The sequence below is a fragment of the Pseudanabaena sp. Chao 1811 genome (assembly GCF_027942295.1).
Classification (GTDB): domain Bacteria; phylum Cyanobacteriota; class Cyanobacteriia; order Pseudanabaenales; family Pseudanabaenaceae; genus Pseudanabaena.
Map to the genome: position 1 here is coordinate 2,408,144 of NZ_CP101416.1, position 19,389 is coordinate 2,427,532.

The 19,389-nt window shown below is 44.7% G+C and carries 11 protein-coding genes; 4 read left to right on the top strand and 7 right to left on the bottom strand.

The window, feature by feature from the left end:
- Positions 1 to 58 precede the first annotated feature (58 nt).
- Positions 59 to 4,648, bottom strand: a complete 4,590-nt coding sequence (gene gltB, locus NMG48_RS10990; RefSeq protein WP_271255267.1) for a glutamate synthase large subunit — start codon at positions 4,646 to 4,648, stop codon at positions 59 to 61.
- Positions 4,649 to 4,926: 278 nt separating this feature from the next.
- On the opposite strand from gltB, the gene NMG48_RS10995 reads away from it, so the two are divergent.
- Positions 4,927 to 7,722, top strand: coding sequence for an adenylate/guanylate cyclase domain-containing protein (locus NMG48_RS10995; RefSeq protein ID WP_271251612.1), 2,796 nt, complete (start codon positions 4,927 to 4,929; stop codon positions 7,720 to 7,722).
- Here NMG48_RS10995 and phnE read toward each other — a convergent pair.
- The 3 genes from phnE to NMG48_RS11010 form a co-directional block, all read right to left on the bottom strand.
- Positions 7,719 to 8,534 carry a phosphonate ABC transporter, permease protein PhnE gene (gene phnE / locus NMG48_RS11000; protein WP_126384817.1) on the bottom strand — a complete coding sequence of 272 codons (816 nt, stop codon included), beginning with the start codon at positions 8,532 to 8,534 and terminating at the stop codon, positions 7,719 to 7,721. The two genes, NMG48_RS10995 and phnE, sit on opposite strands and share 4 nt — an antisense overlap.
- Positions 8,534 to 9,313, bottom strand: coding sequence for a phosphonate ABC transporter ATP-binding protein (locus tag NMG48_RS11005; protein ID WP_271251613.1), 780 nt, complete (start codon positions 9,311 to 9,313; stop codon positions 8,534 to 8,536). Before NMG48_RS11005 ends, phnE begins: the two co-directional genes overlap by 1 nt.
- 74 nt (positions 9,314 to 9,387) lie before the next feature.
- A complete protein-coding gene (locus NMG48_RS11010; protein WP_126384813.1) occupies positions 9,388 to 10,407 on the bottom strand; it encodes a phosphate/phosphite/phosphonate ABC transporter substrate-binding protein in 1,020 nt (339 codons plus the stop codon).
- A gap of 445 nt (positions 10,408 to 10,852) precedes the next feature.
- On the opposite strand from NMG48_RS11010, the gene NMG48_RS11015 reads away from it, so the two are divergent.
- A complete protein-coding gene (locus NMG48_RS11015; protein WP_271251614.1) occupies positions 10,853 to 11,641 on the top strand; it encodes a hypothetical protein in 789 nt (262 codons plus the stop codon).
- A gap of 57 nt (positions 11,642 to 11,698) precedes the next feature.
- Complete coding sequence (locus tag NMG48_RS11020; RefSeq protein ID WP_271251615.1) at positions 11,699 to 12,943, top strand: DUF58 domain-containing protein; 1,245 nt, start codon at positions 11,699 to 11,701, stop codon at positions 12,941 to 12,943.
- A gap of 32 nt (positions 12,944 to 12,975) precedes the next feature.
- Here the strand turns inward: NMG48_RS11020 and hemW are convergent, their stop codons facing one another.
- On the bottom strand, positions 12,976 to 14,187 hold the full coding sequence (gene hemW / locus NMG48_RS11025; RefSeq protein ID WP_271251616.1) for a radical SAM family heme chaperone HemW: 1,212 nt from the start codon (positions 14,185 to 14,187) through the stop codon (positions 12,976 to 12,978).
- Positions 14,188 to 14,505: 318 nt separating this feature from the next.
- On the opposite strand from hemW, the gene NMG48_RS11030 reads away from it, so the two are divergent.
- On the top strand, positions 14,506 to 16,716 hold the full coding sequence (locus tag NMG48_RS11030; protein WP_271251617.1) for a caspase family protein: 2,211 nt from the start codon (positions 14,506 to 14,508) through the stop codon (positions 16,714 to 16,716).
- 48 nt (positions 16,717 to 16,764) lie between these two features.
- Here NMG48_RS11030 and NMG48_RS11035 read toward each other — a convergent pair whose 3' ends face one another.
- Positions 16,765 to 17,040 (bottom strand): XisI protein, encoded by a 276-nt coding sequence (locus NMG48_RS11035; protein ID WP_345961213.1) that lies wholly within the window; start codon positions 17,038 to 17,040, stop codon positions 16,765 to 16,767.
- A gap of 165 nt (positions 17,041 to 17,205) precedes the next feature.
- On the bottom strand, positions 17,206 to 19,137 hold the full coding sequence (locus tag NMG48_RS11040) for a WD40 repeat domain-containing protein (protein ID WP_271251619.1): 1,932 nt from the start codon (positions 19,135 to 19,137) through the stop codon (positions 17,206 to 17,208).
- Positions 19,138 to 19,389 lie beyond the last annotated feature (252 nt).

A 19,389-nucleotide genomic window follows, 5' to 3' on the forward strand; every position in this document is an offset into this window, starting at 1 on the left:
AAGTCTAGTACAGGGAGATTTAAGAGACAAGGGGCTTAAGCCCCTTGTCTCTTGTTATTTAGCTGCCACCGATACGGGCAACATCACGGGAGTTGGCTTCAAAGGCGGCATTGAGGGCATCGTCACCACTCAAACCATCTTCCAAGGCTTCCTTAATTGCTTGCAATACCCGCTTGTAATCCTTCGGCATTACCTTCACGAATTTAGGAACACTCGCATTCCAATCAGCGAGAACCTTCGCACCCTTAGCGCTCTCCGTATAGTCAACATGCTGCTGAATCAACTGCTTGAGATCCTTGATTTCTTCGGGATCTTCGAGTTTCTCTAAGCCGACCATTGAGGTATTGCAACGGGTTGCGAAGTCACCTGACTCATCGAGAATGTAAGCAACACCGCCACTCATACCAGCCGCGAAGTTCCGTCCTGTTAAACCGAGAACGACAACTTTTCCGCCAGTCATATATTCGCAACCATGATCGCCGATGCCTTCAACTACAGCATTTACGCCAGAGTTCCGCACACAGAAGCGTTCGCCAGCAATACCGCGAATGTAAGCTTCGCCACTAGTTGCACCATAGAAGGCAACATTACCTGCAATGATGTTCTCTTCGGCGACAAAGGTAGAAGCTTTGTGGGGATAGAGAATGATCTTACCGCCGCTTAGACCTTTGCCGAGGTAGTCGTTGGTGTCGCCTTCTAGTTCCATGGTTACACCAGAGGGAACGAATGCACCAAAGCTTTGACCAGCCGTACCTTGGAAATGCAGATGTACGGTGTCATCGGGCAATCCTTCCCAATGGCGCTTGGTAATTTCGTTACCGAGGATGGTTCCGACCGCACGATTGATATTCTTGATGGGAACTGTGGCATGGACAGGTTCTCCATCAACGATCGCTGCTTGGCATAAATCTAACAACACAGTCATATCAAGGGATTTATCCAAACCGTGATCCTGTGGGATTTGGGCATAGCGACCAACATCTTCACCGACTTCGGGCTGATAGAGAATCTTGGAGAAGTCTAAGCCTTTGGCTTTCCAATGCTCGACGGCTTGCTTGGCTTCGAGGACATCGGTACGACCGACCATTTCATCAAGGGTACGGAAGCCTAACTGTGCCATTAGTTCGCGCACTTCTTGAGCGATGAAGGTCATGAAATTGACGGTGTGGGCGGGATCGCCTGTGAACTTCTCGCGCAACTGAGGATCTTGGGTGGCAACTCCGACGGGGCAGGTGTTGAGATGGCAGACGCGCATCATGATACAGCCTAAAGTAACAAGGGGAGCGGTGGCAAAGCCGAACTCTTCAGCACCAAGTAAAGCGGCGATGACGACATCACGACCTGTTTTCATTTGTCCATCGGTTTCCACAACGATGCGGCTACGGAGGTTATTGAGAACGAGGGTTTGGTGGGTTTCTGCGAGTCCGAGTTCCCAAGGTAAGCCTGCGTGCTTGATCGAGGTTTGGGGAGATGCGCCAGTGCCACCGTCATAGCCAGAGATCAGCACCACATCGGCATGGGCTTTGGAAACCCCTGCGGCGATCGTGCCAACACCAACTTCCGAAACTAGCTTAACGCTGATACGGGCAGCGCGATTGGCATTTTTGAGATCGTGAATCAACTCGGCGAGGTCTTCGATGGAGTAGATGTCATGGTGAGGAGGTGGCGAAATTAAACCAACCCCTGGGGTGGAGTGACGGACTTTGGCGATCCAAGGATAGACTTTCTTGCCAGGAAGTTGTCCGCCTTCCCCTGGTTTTGCTCCTTGAGCCATTTTGATTTGAATCTCTTTGGCTTGGGAGAGATAGAGGCTAGTTACACCGAAACGTCCAGAGGCTACCTGTTTGATGGCGCTATTTTTGGAATCACCTTGCTCGTTTGTCCATGTGTAACGTTCAGGATCTTCGCCGCCTTCACCTGTGTTGGATTTGCCACCAATGCGATTCATAGCGATCGCTAAAGCTTCGTGGGCTTCCTTAGAAATGGAACCGTAACTCATCGCGCCAGTTTTGAAGCGACGGAGAATGCTTTCAATAGGTTCTACTTCCTCAAGAGGAATTGATTCACGGGATTTGAAATCAAGCAAGCCACGAAGGGTGAAATGCTGCTGATTCTGCTCATTGACCAGAGAGGAGTATTTCTTGAACTGCTCGTAATTACCTTCACGGACAGCCTTTTGCAGAGCATGGATAGTTTCAGGACTGAACAAGTGGGCTTCGCCTTCCTTGCGCCATTGGTATTCGCCGCCAACATCGAGAGTATTACCACTAGCGGGACGGTCGGGGAAAGCATGGGTATGACGAGCGATCGCTTCTTTAGCGATTACTTCCAAATTAGCCCCTTCAATGCGGGAGGCTGTCCAAGTGAAGTATTGCTTGATTACTTCTTGATTCAAGCCAACGGCTTCAAAGATTTGAGCGCCGCGATAGCTTTGGATCGTGGAAATACCAATTTTAGAAGCAACTTTAGTTACGCCCTTAGTAGCTGACTTGATGTAGTTCTTAACCGCAGTTTTATAATCGACATTTACCAGCAAGCCTTGCTTGATCATGTCACTGATGCTTTCAAAGGCAAGGTAAGGATTGATCGCGCCGCAACCATAGCCAATCAAGAGAGCAAAGTGATGGACTTCTCTAGGTTCGCCAGATTCGAGGACGAGTCCGACTCTAGTACGGGTTCCTGTGCGGATGAGATGGTGATGTAAGCCTGAGACTGCTAGCAATGCAGGAATCGGTGCATTGTCAGGATTCACGCCACGATCGCTTAAAATCAAAATATTCACGCCATCAGCGATCGCTTGATCTGCCTTTGCACAAATCTCGGCGATCGCTGATTCTAATCCCGATACACCCGATTTAGGATCGAACAAAGTCGAAAGAGTGACGGATTTAAAACCACCTTCGTTAATATGCTTCAACTTGGCAAATTCTGCATCGCTGAGAATGGGAGTCTTTAGCTCGATCAGGTGACAGCTTTCTGGTTCAGGTTTGAGCAAATTCCGTTCTGCGCCAATGGTCGTCTCTGCGGAAGTAATAATCTCTTCACGAATAGAATCGATAGGGGGATTTGTAACCTGTGCAAATAGCTGTTGGAAATAATCGTAGAGAAGTTTGGGACGATTAGAAAGAACGGCAAGAGGAGCATCATTTCCCATTGCGCCTACAGCTTCCACGCCATCCCGCGCCATTGGTGTTAACAGCAAGCGCAAATCTTCAAAGGAATAACCGAAAGCCATTTGACGCTGTGTGAGGGGAATTGCTTCTGGTGCGGAGACTTCCGCATCCTTGAGACTAGCGATTTCGACCATATGCTGATTAATCCACTCACGGTAGGGATGCTCGGTCGCGATTTGATGCTTGATCTCTTCATCGGCAACAATCCGACCTTCCTGCATATTCACCAGAAACATGCGTCCTGGTTGCAAGCGCCCCTTGGATTCGATGCGTTCAGGTTCAATTTGTAATACCCCTGCTTCCGAAGCGAAGATTACCAAATCATCCTTGGTGACATAGTAGCGCGAAGGACGTAAACCATTGCGATCCAAGACTGCGCCGATCATTGTGCCATCGGTGAAGGCGATCGAAGCAGGACCATCCCAAGGTTCCATTAAACAGGAATGATATTCATAAAATGCTTTCTTCTCGTCACTCATGGACTCATGGGCAGTCCAAGGTTCAGGAATCATCATCATCATCGCGTGAGGCAGCGATCGCCCTGCCAGCACCAACAATTCTAAAGCGTTATCAAAAATCGTGGAGTCGCTACCTTCGATGTTAATCACAGGCTTGATTTTGGAAATGTCATCACCAAACAAATCCGACTCAAACATGGACTGACGGGCAATCATCCAGTTAGTATTGCCGCGCAAAGTATTGATCTCACCATTGTGAGCAATGTAGCGGTAAGGGTGCGATCGCTCCCAGCTAGGGAAAGTATTGGTACTAAAGCGGGAGTGAACCAGAGCCAGAGCGCTCTCCATATCGGGATCACGCAAATCATGGGCGTAGTACATTCCCACTTGTGCCGTCATCAACATCCCTTTATAAACGATGGTGCGACAGGAAAGGCTAGAAGGATACCAGTAAGGATCAACGTTCGCGGCGCGAATGGCGGTATGGGCAAGCTTACGCAGTACAAATAATTTGCGATCAAAGGCGAGGTCATCAACAAGATCAGGCGATCGCTGGATAAATACCTGTTGCATAAAAGGCTCACTGGACTGAGCTGTTGCTCCCAAAGAGGAATTATCGGTGGGGACATCGCGCCAACCGAGAACCTTCAAACCTTCTGCTTCTACTAACTTCTCAAAGATCTGTCTTCCCTTTTTACGCGCCTCAGCGTCGGGAGAAGCGTAAACCATGCCAACCCCATAATGCCCTGCTTCAGGTAAAGTAATATTCTCTGCGGCTGCTACTTTTACCAAAAACTTATGGGGAATCTGCATCAAAATCCCAGCACCGTCACCTGTATTTGTCTCACAGCCACAAGCGCCACGGTGCTCCAAGTTTTCTAGGATCGTCAGCCCCTGCTCGACGATCGCATGGGATTTTTGCCCTGACTTATGGACAATAAAGCCGACTCCACAAGCATCATGTTCAAACTGTGGATCGTACAAACCTTGTTTTACTGGGAGTGCGTTGCTATTCATCATGGACTGCAAAGGTGTGGTATCTAAAGGATTATGTGAGCTGGGACGTAATTGAAAGGTTACGAGGGCTACATTAGGATTGTACTAATAAATCTATGTCTTAGGTAAGATGTCTTAAAAAAATGTTCATATCTAGGGGTTGTCAGTTCAGTGTTTTGCCGCCTTTATGTAGTTTTGATTACGCATTTGTTTGGGTGAGCCAATAGTCGCAGATTCGTAACTTTAAGCGAAGATCGCTCTATCATGGGCAATATCCAGATTTTTTGTGCAGCTTTTGTATGCCTGCTCATTTACGCCATGTTTATAAATCTCCACGCGATCGCCACCAGCTTTCTCTAAAGATATTGCTGATCGTTCCATTTGTGACACAGGTAATTGCGGCGGTGGGGATCACGGGCTGGTTATCAGTCCAAAATGGGCGGGAGGCAACACAGGAGCTAGCTCCCCAAATTGGGAAAGAAGTAACAAATACGATTGAAACCCATGTGCAGGGATATTTTGCTGCACCATTAGAAATCTTGCAAGCCTATGGGTCAACGGCGCAGTCGGGAAATCTAGCTTTAGAAAATTTAGAAAATTTAGATAAATTATTTTGGCAGCAGATGCGCCAAGCTTCTAACTTATCTTTTTTCTATGCTGCCAATCCGCAGGGACAATTTCTTGGCGTGGAGCGTAGGGGCGAAAAGGATCTGGTGTTACATCGCTCTCTTTTTTCCGCGTCAGCATTAGCACGAAAAGCAGTTTATCGCTTAGATCCTAATGGCAAAGTCCTCGATCAGATTCAAGCGGATATTTACGATCCACGAGATCGCCCTTGGTACAAAGAATCGGTGAAGGCAGGTCAAGCAGTTTGGAGTCCGATTTATCTATTTGTATCTCGCCCGATTTTAGGAATTACGGCTTCTGTTCCAGTCTATGGTGATTCTGGGAATTTACGGGGAGTTTTAGCGATCGACTTAACACTTTCGCAAATTGGTGATTTTCTGCGTCAGCTAAAAATATCAAAAACGGGACAAGCATTTATTCTGGAACCATCGGGGGAAATTGTTGCCACATCAACCTCAGAATCTCCCTTTATTTCCACACCCCAAGGGCAAAAACGTATTCATGCCCTCCAAAGTCAAAATCCTCTATTGCAATTAATAGTTCAAAATTTGCAACAACGTTATCGCAGTCTTACGGATATTCAGAATCATCAACAAATTCAAATTCAATGGGAGGGGGCAACGCAGTATGTGCAGATTACCAGATTCCGCAATGCTCAAGGACTAGACTGGTTGCTAATTGTGACGGTGTCTGAGCAAGATTTTCGCGATCGCATTAATATTAATACCCGTAACACCATTGTTCTATGCGCCTTAGCTCTAGTCTTTGCTAGCTTGACAGGCTTTTATACTTCCAAATGGATTGCTAAACCTGTAGAGAAACTAATCGAAGCATCCCATTTATTAGCGACTCTATCTGCCTCCGCCGACCTTGCGAGTGGGCAGCCTTATCATCCCATTGAAACTGCCAATGTGCGTGAACTATCCATTTTGGCAGAATCCTTCAATCAAATGGCGAAGCAATTGCAAGCTTCATTTACAGCACTTGCTCAAAGTAAAGATGAATTAGAAGATCGGGTTGAACAACGTACTGCTGATTTAGAAGAATTATTGAGTTTGCAAAGAGCGACCCTTGAATCAATTGCCGATGGGATCTTAGCGGTAGATCAGTTAGGACGTATCACCAGCTATAACCAGCAATTTGTGGATATGTTTGCTTTGTCTGAAGATATCTTATCGATTCCCAATTATTCCCTGAGATTAGAATTTCTCGCGGAACAAATGCTCGACTCCCAAGACTTTATGCAGCGATCGCAAACTTTTTATAGCCATCCTGAATCAGAAAGTTACGATTTGCTGTCACTCATTGATGGCAGAGTCTTAGAGCGCTATTCCCGTCCTCAAAAGCTAGGGGCTCAGATTATCGGTCGTGTGTGGAGCTTTCAGGATATTACGGCTCGGGTCAAGGCTGAACAAGCTCTCGAAGAGCAGAAGACCTATTTACGATTGATTATTGATAGTATTCCCCAACAAATCTTTTGGAAAGATACCAATCTCGTCTTTCGTGGATGTAATCGCAACTGGGCAATGTATGCCCAAATCGATAATCCTGAAAGCGTAGTTGGTAAAACCGATTATGACCTAGTTCCTAATCCTCAACTTGCTAATACTTTCCGAATGCACGATCAAAAAATTATGGAATCGAATATTCCTGAAATGCACGTAATTCAGAAAAAAATTAATCCTGATAAGCAAGGTCAATCAATTTGGCTAGATATTAGTAAGCTCCCAATTATTGATGCTGAGGGTAAAACTATTGGCATCCTAGGGGTATTGGATGACATTACGCAGCGTAAGCTTGCCGAAGAAGCTTTATATGCTGAGCAAGAGAAGTCAGAGCGATTATTATTAAATATCCTGCCTAAATTAATCGCCGATCGCCTAAAGCAATCACATGGGGTAATAGCTGATAGTTTTGAATCCGTTACGGTTCTCTTTGCCGATCTCGTTAGTTTTACCAGAATGTCTTCGGAACTCTCTCCTCAAGATTTGGTTGATCTCCTAAATTTAATTTTTTCTAATTTCGATACGCTCTGTGAAATCTATGGCTTAGAGAAAATCAAAACTATTGGTGATGCTTATATGGTGGCAGGGGGGATTCCGCTCCCTAGAGCAAACCATGCGGAGGCGATCGCGGCGATGGCGTTGGATATGGTTAATAAAGTAGATGAACTCCGTATCTCGACAGGTAAACCCTTACAAATCCGCGTTGGCATTCATACGGGGGCAGTAATTGCTGGTGTGATTGGGACGCAAAAGTTTATTTATGATCTTTGGGGCGATACCGTAAATGTGGCGAGTCGAATGGAATCCCATAGTGAAGTTGGTAAAATTCAAGTTACTGCGGAGACCTATCAACTTCTCAAACATAAGTTTGATTTAGTTGAGCGGGGTGCTATTGAAGTTAAGGGTAAAGGTAAAATGCAGACCTATTGGCTCACTGGCAAAAAATCTATAACACCAAATTAATCTGACTTAAACTTATTCCGCAATTGACTGCTTAACGCATCAATACTAGTTACAACTACTAACAAAACCAGCATCATTGTCGTTGCTTTGTTATATTCAAAACCACGAATATAACTTACCAATTCAAAGCCAATCCCACCTGCACCGACTACACCTAAAACGGAGGCGGCACGAATATTGTATTCAAACATATAGAGCGTATAGCCAAGACAGAGTGGTAAAACTTGAGGCATCACCCCATATTGAGCAATTTGCCACCATGAGGCACGGCTCACTTGCAAAGCCTCTAGCGATCGCCGATCAACCGACTCGATCGCTTCTTGATAAAATTTTGCCAAATAGCCAATTGTATAAATTCCTAATGCTAAGGTTCCTGCGGGCGCACCTAAGCCCGTTGCGGCGACAAAGAATAGTCCTAAAATAATTGATGGAACAGAACGGACAGCATTTTGGAGAAGATTAGCGAGCCAACGTAGCCATAATGGAGAAAGGTTGCGTGCGGATATGAGGGCAAGGGGAATCGAAAGAATTGCGCCAATCGTCGTTCCCCACAGAGACATTTGCACAGTCTCAATTAACGCCTTAATTGCTACATCTAAAATGCTCAGATCGGGCGGTAACAGGCGTGACAGAAAATCTGTCATGTAGGGCAGACTAGTTTTGATTAATTCGGGATTAACCTTTAACCCATTTAATGACCAGATATAAGCCCAAACTAGACCAATAGTTACTAAGACTCTGATGCCCCAGATGTTGTAGCGGCTAGAAGTAATTTTAGAAATATAGGGGCGAATCTGATCAGTAAATTTCATTAGGCAGCGTTAGCAGGCTGAAATTGAGACAGGCTTTGCAACCTAGCAAACTGTCTTTCAATATTTTGACAGTCCCCATCATACCAGACCTTCCCTTCATCAAGAATGATCGCTCTCTGGGCATACTGGGCAGCTAGTGCGAGGTCATGCAGCACAACTACAACGGTCAACCCTTTGCTGTGCATTTCCGCTAGAGACTCCATCACTTGATTAATTCCCGATACATCTAAGCCCGTTGTTGGTTCATCAGCGAGCAAAATATGGGGGGACTGGATTAAGGTGCGGGCGATCGCCACCCTCTGACGTTGACCACCGCTTAGTTGTCTTGCCTTTTGATAGATCTGCTCCTGTAATCCCAGATTCTGCAATAGTTGCATGGCAACACGGCGATCGCGTTGGGGAAAGCCCCAGAGACTTTGCCATGTGGTCAGTTCACCGAGACATCCGCATAGGACGTTATCAAGGCAAGAAAGCTGATCGACTAAGCCGCCACCTTGGAATAGGAATCCAATATTTTTACGGACTGATCCAATATGTCTCTGCTCAACGGGTATACCACATATTTGAATTTCCCCTTGGGTAATTGGCACTAAGCCAACTAGAGATCGCAGAAGTGTGGATTTGCCCGCGCCATTCATCCCCAATAAGGCGACAAATTCTCCATGATTGATCTGTAGATCAATCCCATTCAAAATTGGGCGATGCAATGTTGATTGATATTCTGTCCGCACATTGTGGCAAGCGATCGCAGGTAAATTATTTGCTAATACAGGTTCCATGATTTTAAGTTCTAATATTCTGAAGACAAATAACCTTATTGCCTAGCTAAGCTAGACAATAAGGCAATCAGGTTTTAGGGTTTTAGTCCCGCCCGTTGAATTGCGGTACGCATACTCGCTAAATGCGCCTCATGATCGACCTTGACTAGCTGTGTGGAATTATAGAGACTACGGAATAATTCATTATTTGCAGGCTCATTTAGTTTCAGCAAAGCATTAATCAACTTTTCACGGATATCCGCAGGTACGCCGTCGTCAATGACAATTCCGTGAGCAGGTACATTAGGCACAGGATGAAGTACCCGTAATTTTTTCCCCTCTTCGGCGGTAATCCAAGGTGGAAGCAAAGCATATTCGGAAACTACGGCAACATCAGCTTGTTCTCGCAATACTGCTTGCAATGCACTGCTATAGCCATCCCCATAGGTAACTTTTCCGAAAAACTGCTCTAAGCGATCGGGCCCATCTACAAACTTGAGTCCTACCAATTCACTCACAGGAAAGATAAAACCTGAACCAGAAGAACGAGAGGTAAATGCCATCCGTTTACCACGTAACTGTTCTAAGGTTTTTTGAGGATCGGACAAGGTTTTTAAAGGGCTTTCATCAGGAACGACAAATACGGCATTGTAAGATTTACCGCCCGAATAGTCAGCACGGACTTCCGCCAAGTACATTTTTGCGCCCGATAGCTGTTCTGCCTTAAGTGCAGCCCGACCACTTAGGAAGGCGACGCTGGCACGGTTAGCTCTGAGTGCTTCTACGGATGCAGTTTCGTCACCAATTACCCCCTTTACAGGAATTCCAATTTCTTTGGAGAGGATCGTAGAAACTTGGTCAACTTTAGTTTGTAAATCTTTGGTATCGCGACGAGTTGCAAAGGCGATCGTAATTTCTGAAATTGGTGCTTGGGCTGATGGGGTTGCCGCAGGCTTATTGTCTTTAGCAGGTTCCTTATCAGTAGTTTTTGTTGCTGTCTGGGTAGATTGTGCTGTAGGTGTTTGATTATTTTCACTACAGGCAGTCAAGCCTACTAATGTCACTAATCCTAGAGCTAGAGCGGTATTAATAGGTGAAAACAAATTTTTTTTCATTGATATCTAGAAAGGCGATCGACTGGTTAAAAAGAATTACTTGCAATAACTATTGAATTTAGCTTAAACCTATTTGAGAATTAAAGTCAATAATTTACATTTTTTTGTTATATAGCTACAGTCACTTGTCTTAGGACAAATCAAAACCCAAGAATTGATTGGCGGCGCGGAGCGCCGCCAATCAATTCTTGGGTTTTATGTCTTAGTACACTTGGCGATAGCTATAGATCAAGGCTTACGCAATTACCTCATAATTCAAAGCTGCCTTTTTGAATTTTGGGAAATTTTTGAGTTCTGATGGTTTGATATAACGCTTTTCAAGCAAGCGAGATACAGAGGATTGTGTCCTCACCGAAGGCGGGGACACAATCCTGTACTTCACTAGATTGGTATACGCTATATAAAATGAAAATCACCGCTAAAGACCACAGCCGATAAAATTGCCATGACTGAAAACCAAATTCCCGAAGGTGCAGAGCGTGAAGTTAAAACGATGGGAGGTGCGGCGATCGATGGTACGCCGATCGCCTACATTATTGTCCTTGCTGCCGTTGTCACCGTTTTAGCCTTTGTACCTTTTTCGATTGTGCTTGGCTCAGGCAAAGGAATTCCCCTCAGCCAAAGTATTTACCCTTTGCTAGGTTGGTTGCTTGGACCTTTGGCTGGAGCCTTGGCAAGCGGCATTGGTACTTTGATTGGTGTGTTTTTAGCACCCTATACGGCAGGGGTTCCCGCGATCGCGATTTGGGGCGCAGTGATTGCTAGTTTTGCGGCGGGAGTAATGGGTGCTAGTCGCAAGCGACGATTTTGGTACTTAGGGTTAACGGTTCTCTTTGGGTTGGAACTAGCAGCCTATGCGTATTTAGCGATCGTTCGCAATGGCATCCCCGTAAATACCTTTATTTTCGGAGCCTTTATCGACTGGTCAGCATTAGTATTATTCCTACTGCCCACACGCACATTATTCGCTCAGTGGATTAGCAGTACCAGTTTTGTCAAAGTAGCGATCGGCATATTTGGCGGTACTTGGACAATTTGTGGATTGATGCATCTCAGTCAAGTTCCATTTACCTACTATCTATTTAACTGGCCAGAACCAATTTGGAATACCTTAATTCCCATTATTCCTGTAGAAAATGCGATGCGTGGTTTGTCAGGAGCAGTGATTGGTACGGGGGTGATTTCAGGATTAAGAGCAATTAATTTAGTCAAGCCCAAGGAAGCGCTTTACTAACTCTCATCCCAATTTCAATCTTGATTTTCCCTACACTAGAATAGGTCAAAAAATGATATGGCAAATAGCTCAAGCGATCGCAAACAGCGTAGTTCTAGACCGAAAAAAGTTTCTAAGCTTAAGCGCTTTTTTAAATGGTTAGAGTGGCGATTTGCGACACCAGAATTTATTGGGGGAATATATACATTCTTTACGCTGTTCTTCTTTATGGCGGCGACTAATACCCTTGCGGGTTGGTTGTATGTCATTAGTGGCGTGAGCTTTGCGCTATTAATTGTGGGGGCAGTGATGCCAAAACGCTTACTGGCGGAAATCTCAGTGGTGCGATCGCCAATTGATCCTGTGAGTGTCGGTGATGATCTGTGGGTGGACTTGAGAATTCAAAATCTAGGTCGCACGGAAAAACGCCTACTAGAAGTTCGGGATGTTTTGCCAGAGTATCTCTCAAATATTTTGCAGCAGGAAGTAGTCATTGAGATGATTGCGCCACTTCAAGAATATCGATGGCGCTACGAAGCGAAAACTACTAAGCGTGGTGTGTTTTTATTTAGATCCACAGAAATTGCCACTTCCAGTCCATTGGGACTCTTTCGCAGTCGTCGGGCTTGCCCATCGGGACAGAAAGTGATTGTTTATCCAACGGTACTTCCATTGGAGCGTTGTCCTTTAGTTGATCAATTAGGAAATGATACCAATCCGCGCCAATATAGTGATGATCACAACTATAGTAATGCGACAGAAGGTCTAACTAAAACCTTGCGCCCTTACCGTTGGGGTGATCCGACGCGGCTAATCCATTGGCGCACTAGTGCCAAATTTGGGGAATTACGGGTGCGGGAATTGGAAGTAACAATTGGTGGTCAAGAAGTGGCGATCGCCCTTGACACTTCCGCTGGATGGCAGCCTCAAGCTTTTGAAGAGGCAGTAGTTGCCGCAGCTTCGCTCTATTTCTATGCCCAGAAATCCAAACTAAGCGTGAGGTTATGGACAGCAGAGACAGGTATAGTCCAAAGCGATCGCGCAGTTTTAGAAACCCTAGCCGCCGCTAATGTTTCCGATGTCGCGACCCAAGTAGACATTCTCAAAGATATCCCTGATTTACCTGTGGTCTGGCTATCCCATCGTAATGATAGCGTTGCCTATTTGCCCTTGGGTAGTCGTTGGGTACTCTGGCAAAATTCTGCAAAAGTAACTGTTCCTAATCAGCGATCGCTAGGTTTAACGATTGAAACGATATCTGATCCTGATGACGCAAGTTATAGATCTTTGCGATCGCAACTTCAGGAATATCTAACGCCATAGTAAAAAGGGACGCTTCGCGCCCCTTTTTACTTTTACAAATTTTTGTATAGGTCAGCAATGATGATGTTGGAAAATAGCCAACCATCGGGAGGAACTAACATGATCCGAGTATCCTGTGATTGTTCTACCAAATTTACCCAGTTCTGAGATTGATAGGGATGGAGAATTTGCAAAGCGCGATCGCAAAGTTCTGTTCCATAATTTAATTGCAAAGCCTTTAAACTCAAGCCTTCCGCCAAGCGTAACCCCTGCATTAGCGTATCCATTAACTCCTCTCTATCGTCAATTACAGGAGCCGTAAAGCCAATTCCCGATGATTGCCATTGCGCGATCGCATCGAGATATTCCCGCATTCTGCGTGGGCGATCAATTCTTTGGCGATTAATATAACTGGTCGCTCCCATACCCATGCCATAAAAGGGTTGGTTATGCCAATAGGTCAAATTATGTTGTGCTTGATAACCAGATTGAGCGTAATTCGAGATTTCATAATGCTCATAACCTGCGGCAGGTAGCAACTCATGGGCGGCGATATACATCGCAACCGTATGATCTTCCGTTGGCAAGGGTTGATCACCTGCTTGATAGCGCTTACCAAAGGCAGTTCCCTCCTCGATGGTTAAGTCATAAACAGATAGATGGGTAGGTTGCAAAGCGATCGCTTTTTCGAGGGAGTCCTGCCAATCGGTCATTGTTTGATGGGGTAGCCCTGAGATTAAATCTAAACTGAAGTTCTCAAATCCCGATTTTTGAATCGCATCTACTGCTTCATAAATTTCGGCAACACTATGACCACGACCACATACATCTAATAATTCCTGCTGAAAAGCCTGTGCGCCTAAACTAATGCGATTGATGCCCAAACTGCGATAACCTTGCAAAGTCTCAAGACTAACTGTTCCTGCATTAGCTTCAAGGGAAATTTCGGCGTTAGAGGCGATCGCAAAATACTTGGTAATTGTTTCGAGAATCTGCTCAAGCTGTTTTACCGATAGCAAAGATGGCGTTCCCCCACCGAAAAAGATAGTTTGCAATGGTTCAATAGGTGGAATCTCGGCAACAGTCAAAGCTATTTCTTGGCACAGCACATCCACATATTGCTGCTTGAGATTTTCGCCACCTGTCGTAATTGCGAAGTCACAATAAAAACAACGTCGCTTACAAAAGGGAATATGTAGGTATAGAGATTTAGGAAAGATTTGGCTCAAGGTAGCAATGCGGTATTTAATTGAATGTTGGCACAAAGTTCCAGCCTTCAATCATTGGATAAAGAAATTATATAATTAGATTTAGAGACATGGGCGATCGCTAAATTTATGGCTAAGCTTCGTGAAATGGGCATTGCTCTAGAAAGCCTATATTTCTTAGAAAAGGAGCTATGCCACAAAGTGAAGCTTTTCCTTTTGGTTGGTTTGAGTAATTCTACTTATTGAAAAAATCTAGTAAAAAATCAGCCAAAATAACTGAAAAGAGGTGTCTTGAATCGGCTTTAATTAAAAGAGCAATCGTCACAACGCAAAGGAATTCACGGCATATATATGGGGATTGCAAGGCGAAAATTCTTGCAGGCGGGTCTGACTAGCCTGATCGGATGGCAATTTCTCACCCGCGATCGCGTGGCATTTGCCGCAGAGCAATTTGTCCGTCAAACTTCTGTCTCAGCACAACGGAAACGAGCGCTACTGATCGGGATTAATCAATATGAGGCAAAGGATGATTCGCAAAACACTCCAAATTTTTCACAAAATACTACATCAAGTGGTTGGTTGCCCCTGCATGGCTGCGTCAATGATGTCGAGTTGCAGAGGGAATTATTAATTCATCGTTTTGGGTTTGCCCCTCAAGATATTGTCACCCTCACCGATCGCGAAGCAACGCGGGCAAATATCAATGATGCGATTACAGAACATTTGGTAGCCCAGACACTCCCCGATGATCTGGTAATGATTCACTTTAGTGGACATGGCTCGCGCTTGGGAAACTACAATACACTGGTTCCCGTTGATAGTGGATTGCCTCAAAATCTCGAAAATTTGCGGGATATTACCCTACAGGAATGGCGCAGTTGGCTCCAGCAAATCTCAACAGATCGGCTGTTGTGTGTGATTGATGCAGGATTTTACTACCCGAATATCTCAACACTTGGTAATTTTCGCCTGCGATCGCGGGTTGGGCGTAATGACTGGCAAGCACCAACGGAAGTAGCCCAACTAGAGAAACAAGCGATCGGCACAATTTTACGGGCTGCATCGGGAGATATGCTCTGTGCCGATGCCCAATGGTCAGGATTTAGTAGTGGCGCATTTACCTATGCTTTAGTACAGCAGCTTTGGCAAATCACCCCTGCAACTACGATTAATGTGGTGATGAGTGATTTAGCAACCACCTTAGATCGGCGGGCGCTGCATAATGACAATCTCTCCATTGACAAACAAATTGCGGCAATGGTGGAACTTGATCCTACAAAACAAAAAGCGATCGCTACTAGTACCTTTAACTCATTGTTAACAACTCCTGATTTTGGCTCCGATGGCGTAATTCTTAACAGCACTGATCGGCGTACGGCTGATATTAGCTTGGCAGGTTTCCCGATCACGGTTTTAAGTAATTACATGGCAGGTTCCATTTTGCAGGTCATGGCAACCCAAGTTGCGGCGGCAACTCCTACAATCGCTAAGGAATCTGAAGCAACTCCCAGTCCATCTTCTCAACCAGTTGTAGCAGTTCCCCAAGCCACAGTCCAAGTTAAATCACGGACTGGGTTTAATGCCAAAGTTGAAATTTTAAATGATTATAGTAGTTTGCAAAAACTAGAAACAGGGCAGCTACTCCAAGAAGTTATGCGGGCTGTTTCGCACAATATCAAATTAGCGATCGCCCTCGATGGCGGCTTGAGCAAAATCGAGCGTGTTGATGCCACTAGCGCCTTCTCGACTTTACCGAATATGTTTGGAGTCAATGCCAACGAGCAATGCGCCGACTGTCTCTTTGGCGTGCAATCGGCAAGCTATGGATTATTTACGGTCGGACATACCCCCATCCTTGGCTCCTTTGGCTCCGTTGGTGAGTCCGTTGGTGTGGCTATCAAGCGATTACAACCCTTTCTCGAAAGCCTCCTTGCCGCAAAACTAATTCGTGCTACCGAAAATCAAGCAACATCGCATCTCAATGTCAAGGTGACGCTTAAGGCAATGATTGGTATGGATGAGCGCTCCGTGACAATTGCCAGCAAAGCTTCTGCCCGTGCAGGTCTAATCCCATCTAATACCGTCAATAATATTGCTCGGACAAAGCCCATCAATATAGGCGATCGCCTTGAATGCCAAATTGAAAACTTCAGCGATCAGCCCCTCTATGTGCGAATTTTTTGCCTCGATCCGAGGAGCAAAGTCCTCACCCCCAACTTTATCGCCACTCCCTATGCCAACGATGGGGTAATTCCTCCTGCGGCAACCCTGACAATTCCCTATCCCAAAGCGCCTATGAATTGGGCAGTTTCCGCGCCGCAGGGAATGGTTGATGTCCAAGTGGTAATTAGCCGATCGCCACTTTTGCAAGTAGCTAAGACTTTAGAAGCATCTCAACGCCAAGCTTCATCGCTCAATGGACTGATTGCCATTCCCAACCCACTCCAAGTTGCCCAAGCCCTCCTCGAAGATCTTGACCGTGCAGGCAAGCCCTCTGAGTTTGGCAATCTTGCGAATATCAGCGACGTATGGATGTTAGATGTCCAGCAATGGGCAACCTTCAATTTCAATTATCAAGTCGCATGAAATATAGCTGCAAAAAAAGAATTGTGGTGTAAAGCGCTGCAATTCTTTTTAACCTACAGCAAACTCGGTGTCAGCAAGAACTCTAAGAGGTTGAAATTCTAATACAATATCTTCCCTTGGTACGCCTAGCTTCAATAGTTCATAGGCAATACTACCCTCAGTTCCATCATATTGAATCCAAATCTTTTCATCCTTGATATCTAGATGTAACAAACATCCATAATCTCTTATATCATTACGGCTCCAACCTACATAAACTAACTGATAGTGATCGCGCTCCACATCAAAAATAGTCTGAGCCTCAACATCCTTTGAAGATTGCATAGAAAGATTCGCTCTTGCCTGCATTAGCTATTGAATATATTGTCTATAAATTACTTTATCCATTGATCAATAATCTCCTGTTCTAAGTCATAAACCAAAAGCTTAAGTTGACTGTGCTGCACAACTATATATTTCCACCTATCTTTTTCGAGAGTATGTTTCATGTTATTTCGACGGGACTCCCCAAATCTGAAGTTGATCTGCAAATCCGTGAACTAAGTAAGCGCCATCAAGCGTCATCGCACTTGCGATACTAGCCTTACTAGATGAATCAAATGTATGTTGTGGTTGCGAGTGATGCCAATCCCACAAATTGACACAACCATCGACACTGCTGCTCATCAGAGTCTTTCCATCACCTGTTAAAGATAGAGTATGTACAGCAGTTGTATGACCAATGAGCGATCGCACCAAATTCCCAGTCTGTAAATCCCAGACATTGATAGAACCATCGTCACTAGCACTGATCAGATGTTGTTGATTGGGTGTGATGACAAGCGATCGTATCGCTGTGTTATTGACTTGAATCTGACGAATGCGTTCTCCTGTCTTATAATTCCAAACAAGAATTTGTCCATCTTGAGTGCCAATGATCATGGTTTGCAAATCGGGGCAAGGAAGGATTACCATAATACAAGTTGGTGGCCCATAAATAGTAAGAAGTCTCTCCCCTGAAATGCTAATGACTTCAATCCTCTGGAAATTAGCATAAAAGAAAATTTGTTCATCATGACTCATCGCTAATTTGGCATCAGTATGAATAGGGATTTCACAGGTTTTAATTACCTTTTTGGTCGCAAGACTCCAAATCTGGATATAAGAGATGGAACTTGCAGTCGATTCACTTCTATCTGGATTCTCTTGAATACTACAAATTAACTTTTCTCGATTAGGACTTAGGGCAATATCTCGGATCTTCATTTTATGTGGGGTCAAATCTTGGATAAATAAATGCCCACGCCATAGGCGAATGATTCCTTGGTTAGCTATAATTATCGTTTGATTGTCGGCAGCAAAGCCTAAAAAAAAGTAGCCCTGCACATTTAAATAGCGACCATCTAAATAACTATGAATAGCCTGTAAACATTGCCCCGTAAAGAGATTCCACAATCGAATACTACGATCTCCACTGTATGTAGCCGCTAATGTACCATCGATATTGGTGGCAATATCGGTGATTGGAGATTGATGATTGATGCGAATCACACCCCGTTCTGCACCCGTCAACAAATCGAAAGACTTGATCAAAAAGTCCTGACTATCGGTATGGACCGAACTTACTAATATCTGTCCATCTTGGCTGATATCTACACATGCAATTCGTCGATGCTGAACTGAGTGCCATCGCTTTTGATAATGCTTGTGTTTTTTGTAATACCAAACTCTAAATTCTGCGTCTGATCGGTGTGTACCAATTAAACAGTCACCATTAGAACCAAATCTTAACGGACCGAAGAGAGTTTCTTTTTCTTCTAGACTACTCTGATAAACAACAACTTCTTCATCACGATCAAGAAAATACAGTTTGACCCATTTCCCATAGCTCACAGCGATCGCGCTTCCATCTGGTAGAATCTCCATGTAAGTATAGGGAATGCAATAGCGAATCTCTTCACAGAAAATACTGTAATCAGATGCTGGTGCTTGATTGGGGCGATCTGTCAAAGTGATGGTGTGTACTAATTCCCCCGTCTGTGTTTGCCAAACCTTTACCATGTCATCTTTCCGCCCTGCTAGCCATTGACCATCTGGAGTCACAACCCAATCTGCAAAAACAAAGTCTTCGCTATGCACAGTCCCAATGATGCGATCACTCTCCAAATCCTGCAAGACAACAGTGCCATCTTCTCTGAAACTGATCACAATTTGACCATTTTTCGTGACTCTGATCCACTTGACCGATTCCCATTCAGTCAAAGTTCTGATCACAGCACCCGTTTGAGCATCCCAAACCGTTAACTTTTTCTGATTACGGCTTTGCCCCACAATTTTCTGTCCGTCTGGGGTCAATGACACCGAAGAGATATCCAGTGTTTCTATCTTACTCAAACACTGGAAAGATTTATAGTCAGGTTGTTTTGGCAAGATACTAGACATTATTGTTTACAGGGAACAAATCAACAGCACGAATTATAAAGCGCAAAGGACTGTAAGCAATCGTAGGTAGGTGTTCTCGAAGATTGAAAAAACAAAAGTAATACTCAATTCGTTGTCCTTTGGTCTGCTTCTAGCAATTGGTAGAGATTCAGAGATGACACTAAAATATCAAGTGGACTGTACTGCACAAACGTTTTTTGGTTTTTATCTTCCTATTTGCACAGGCGGCTATCCCTACGTTAGGGATCTAGC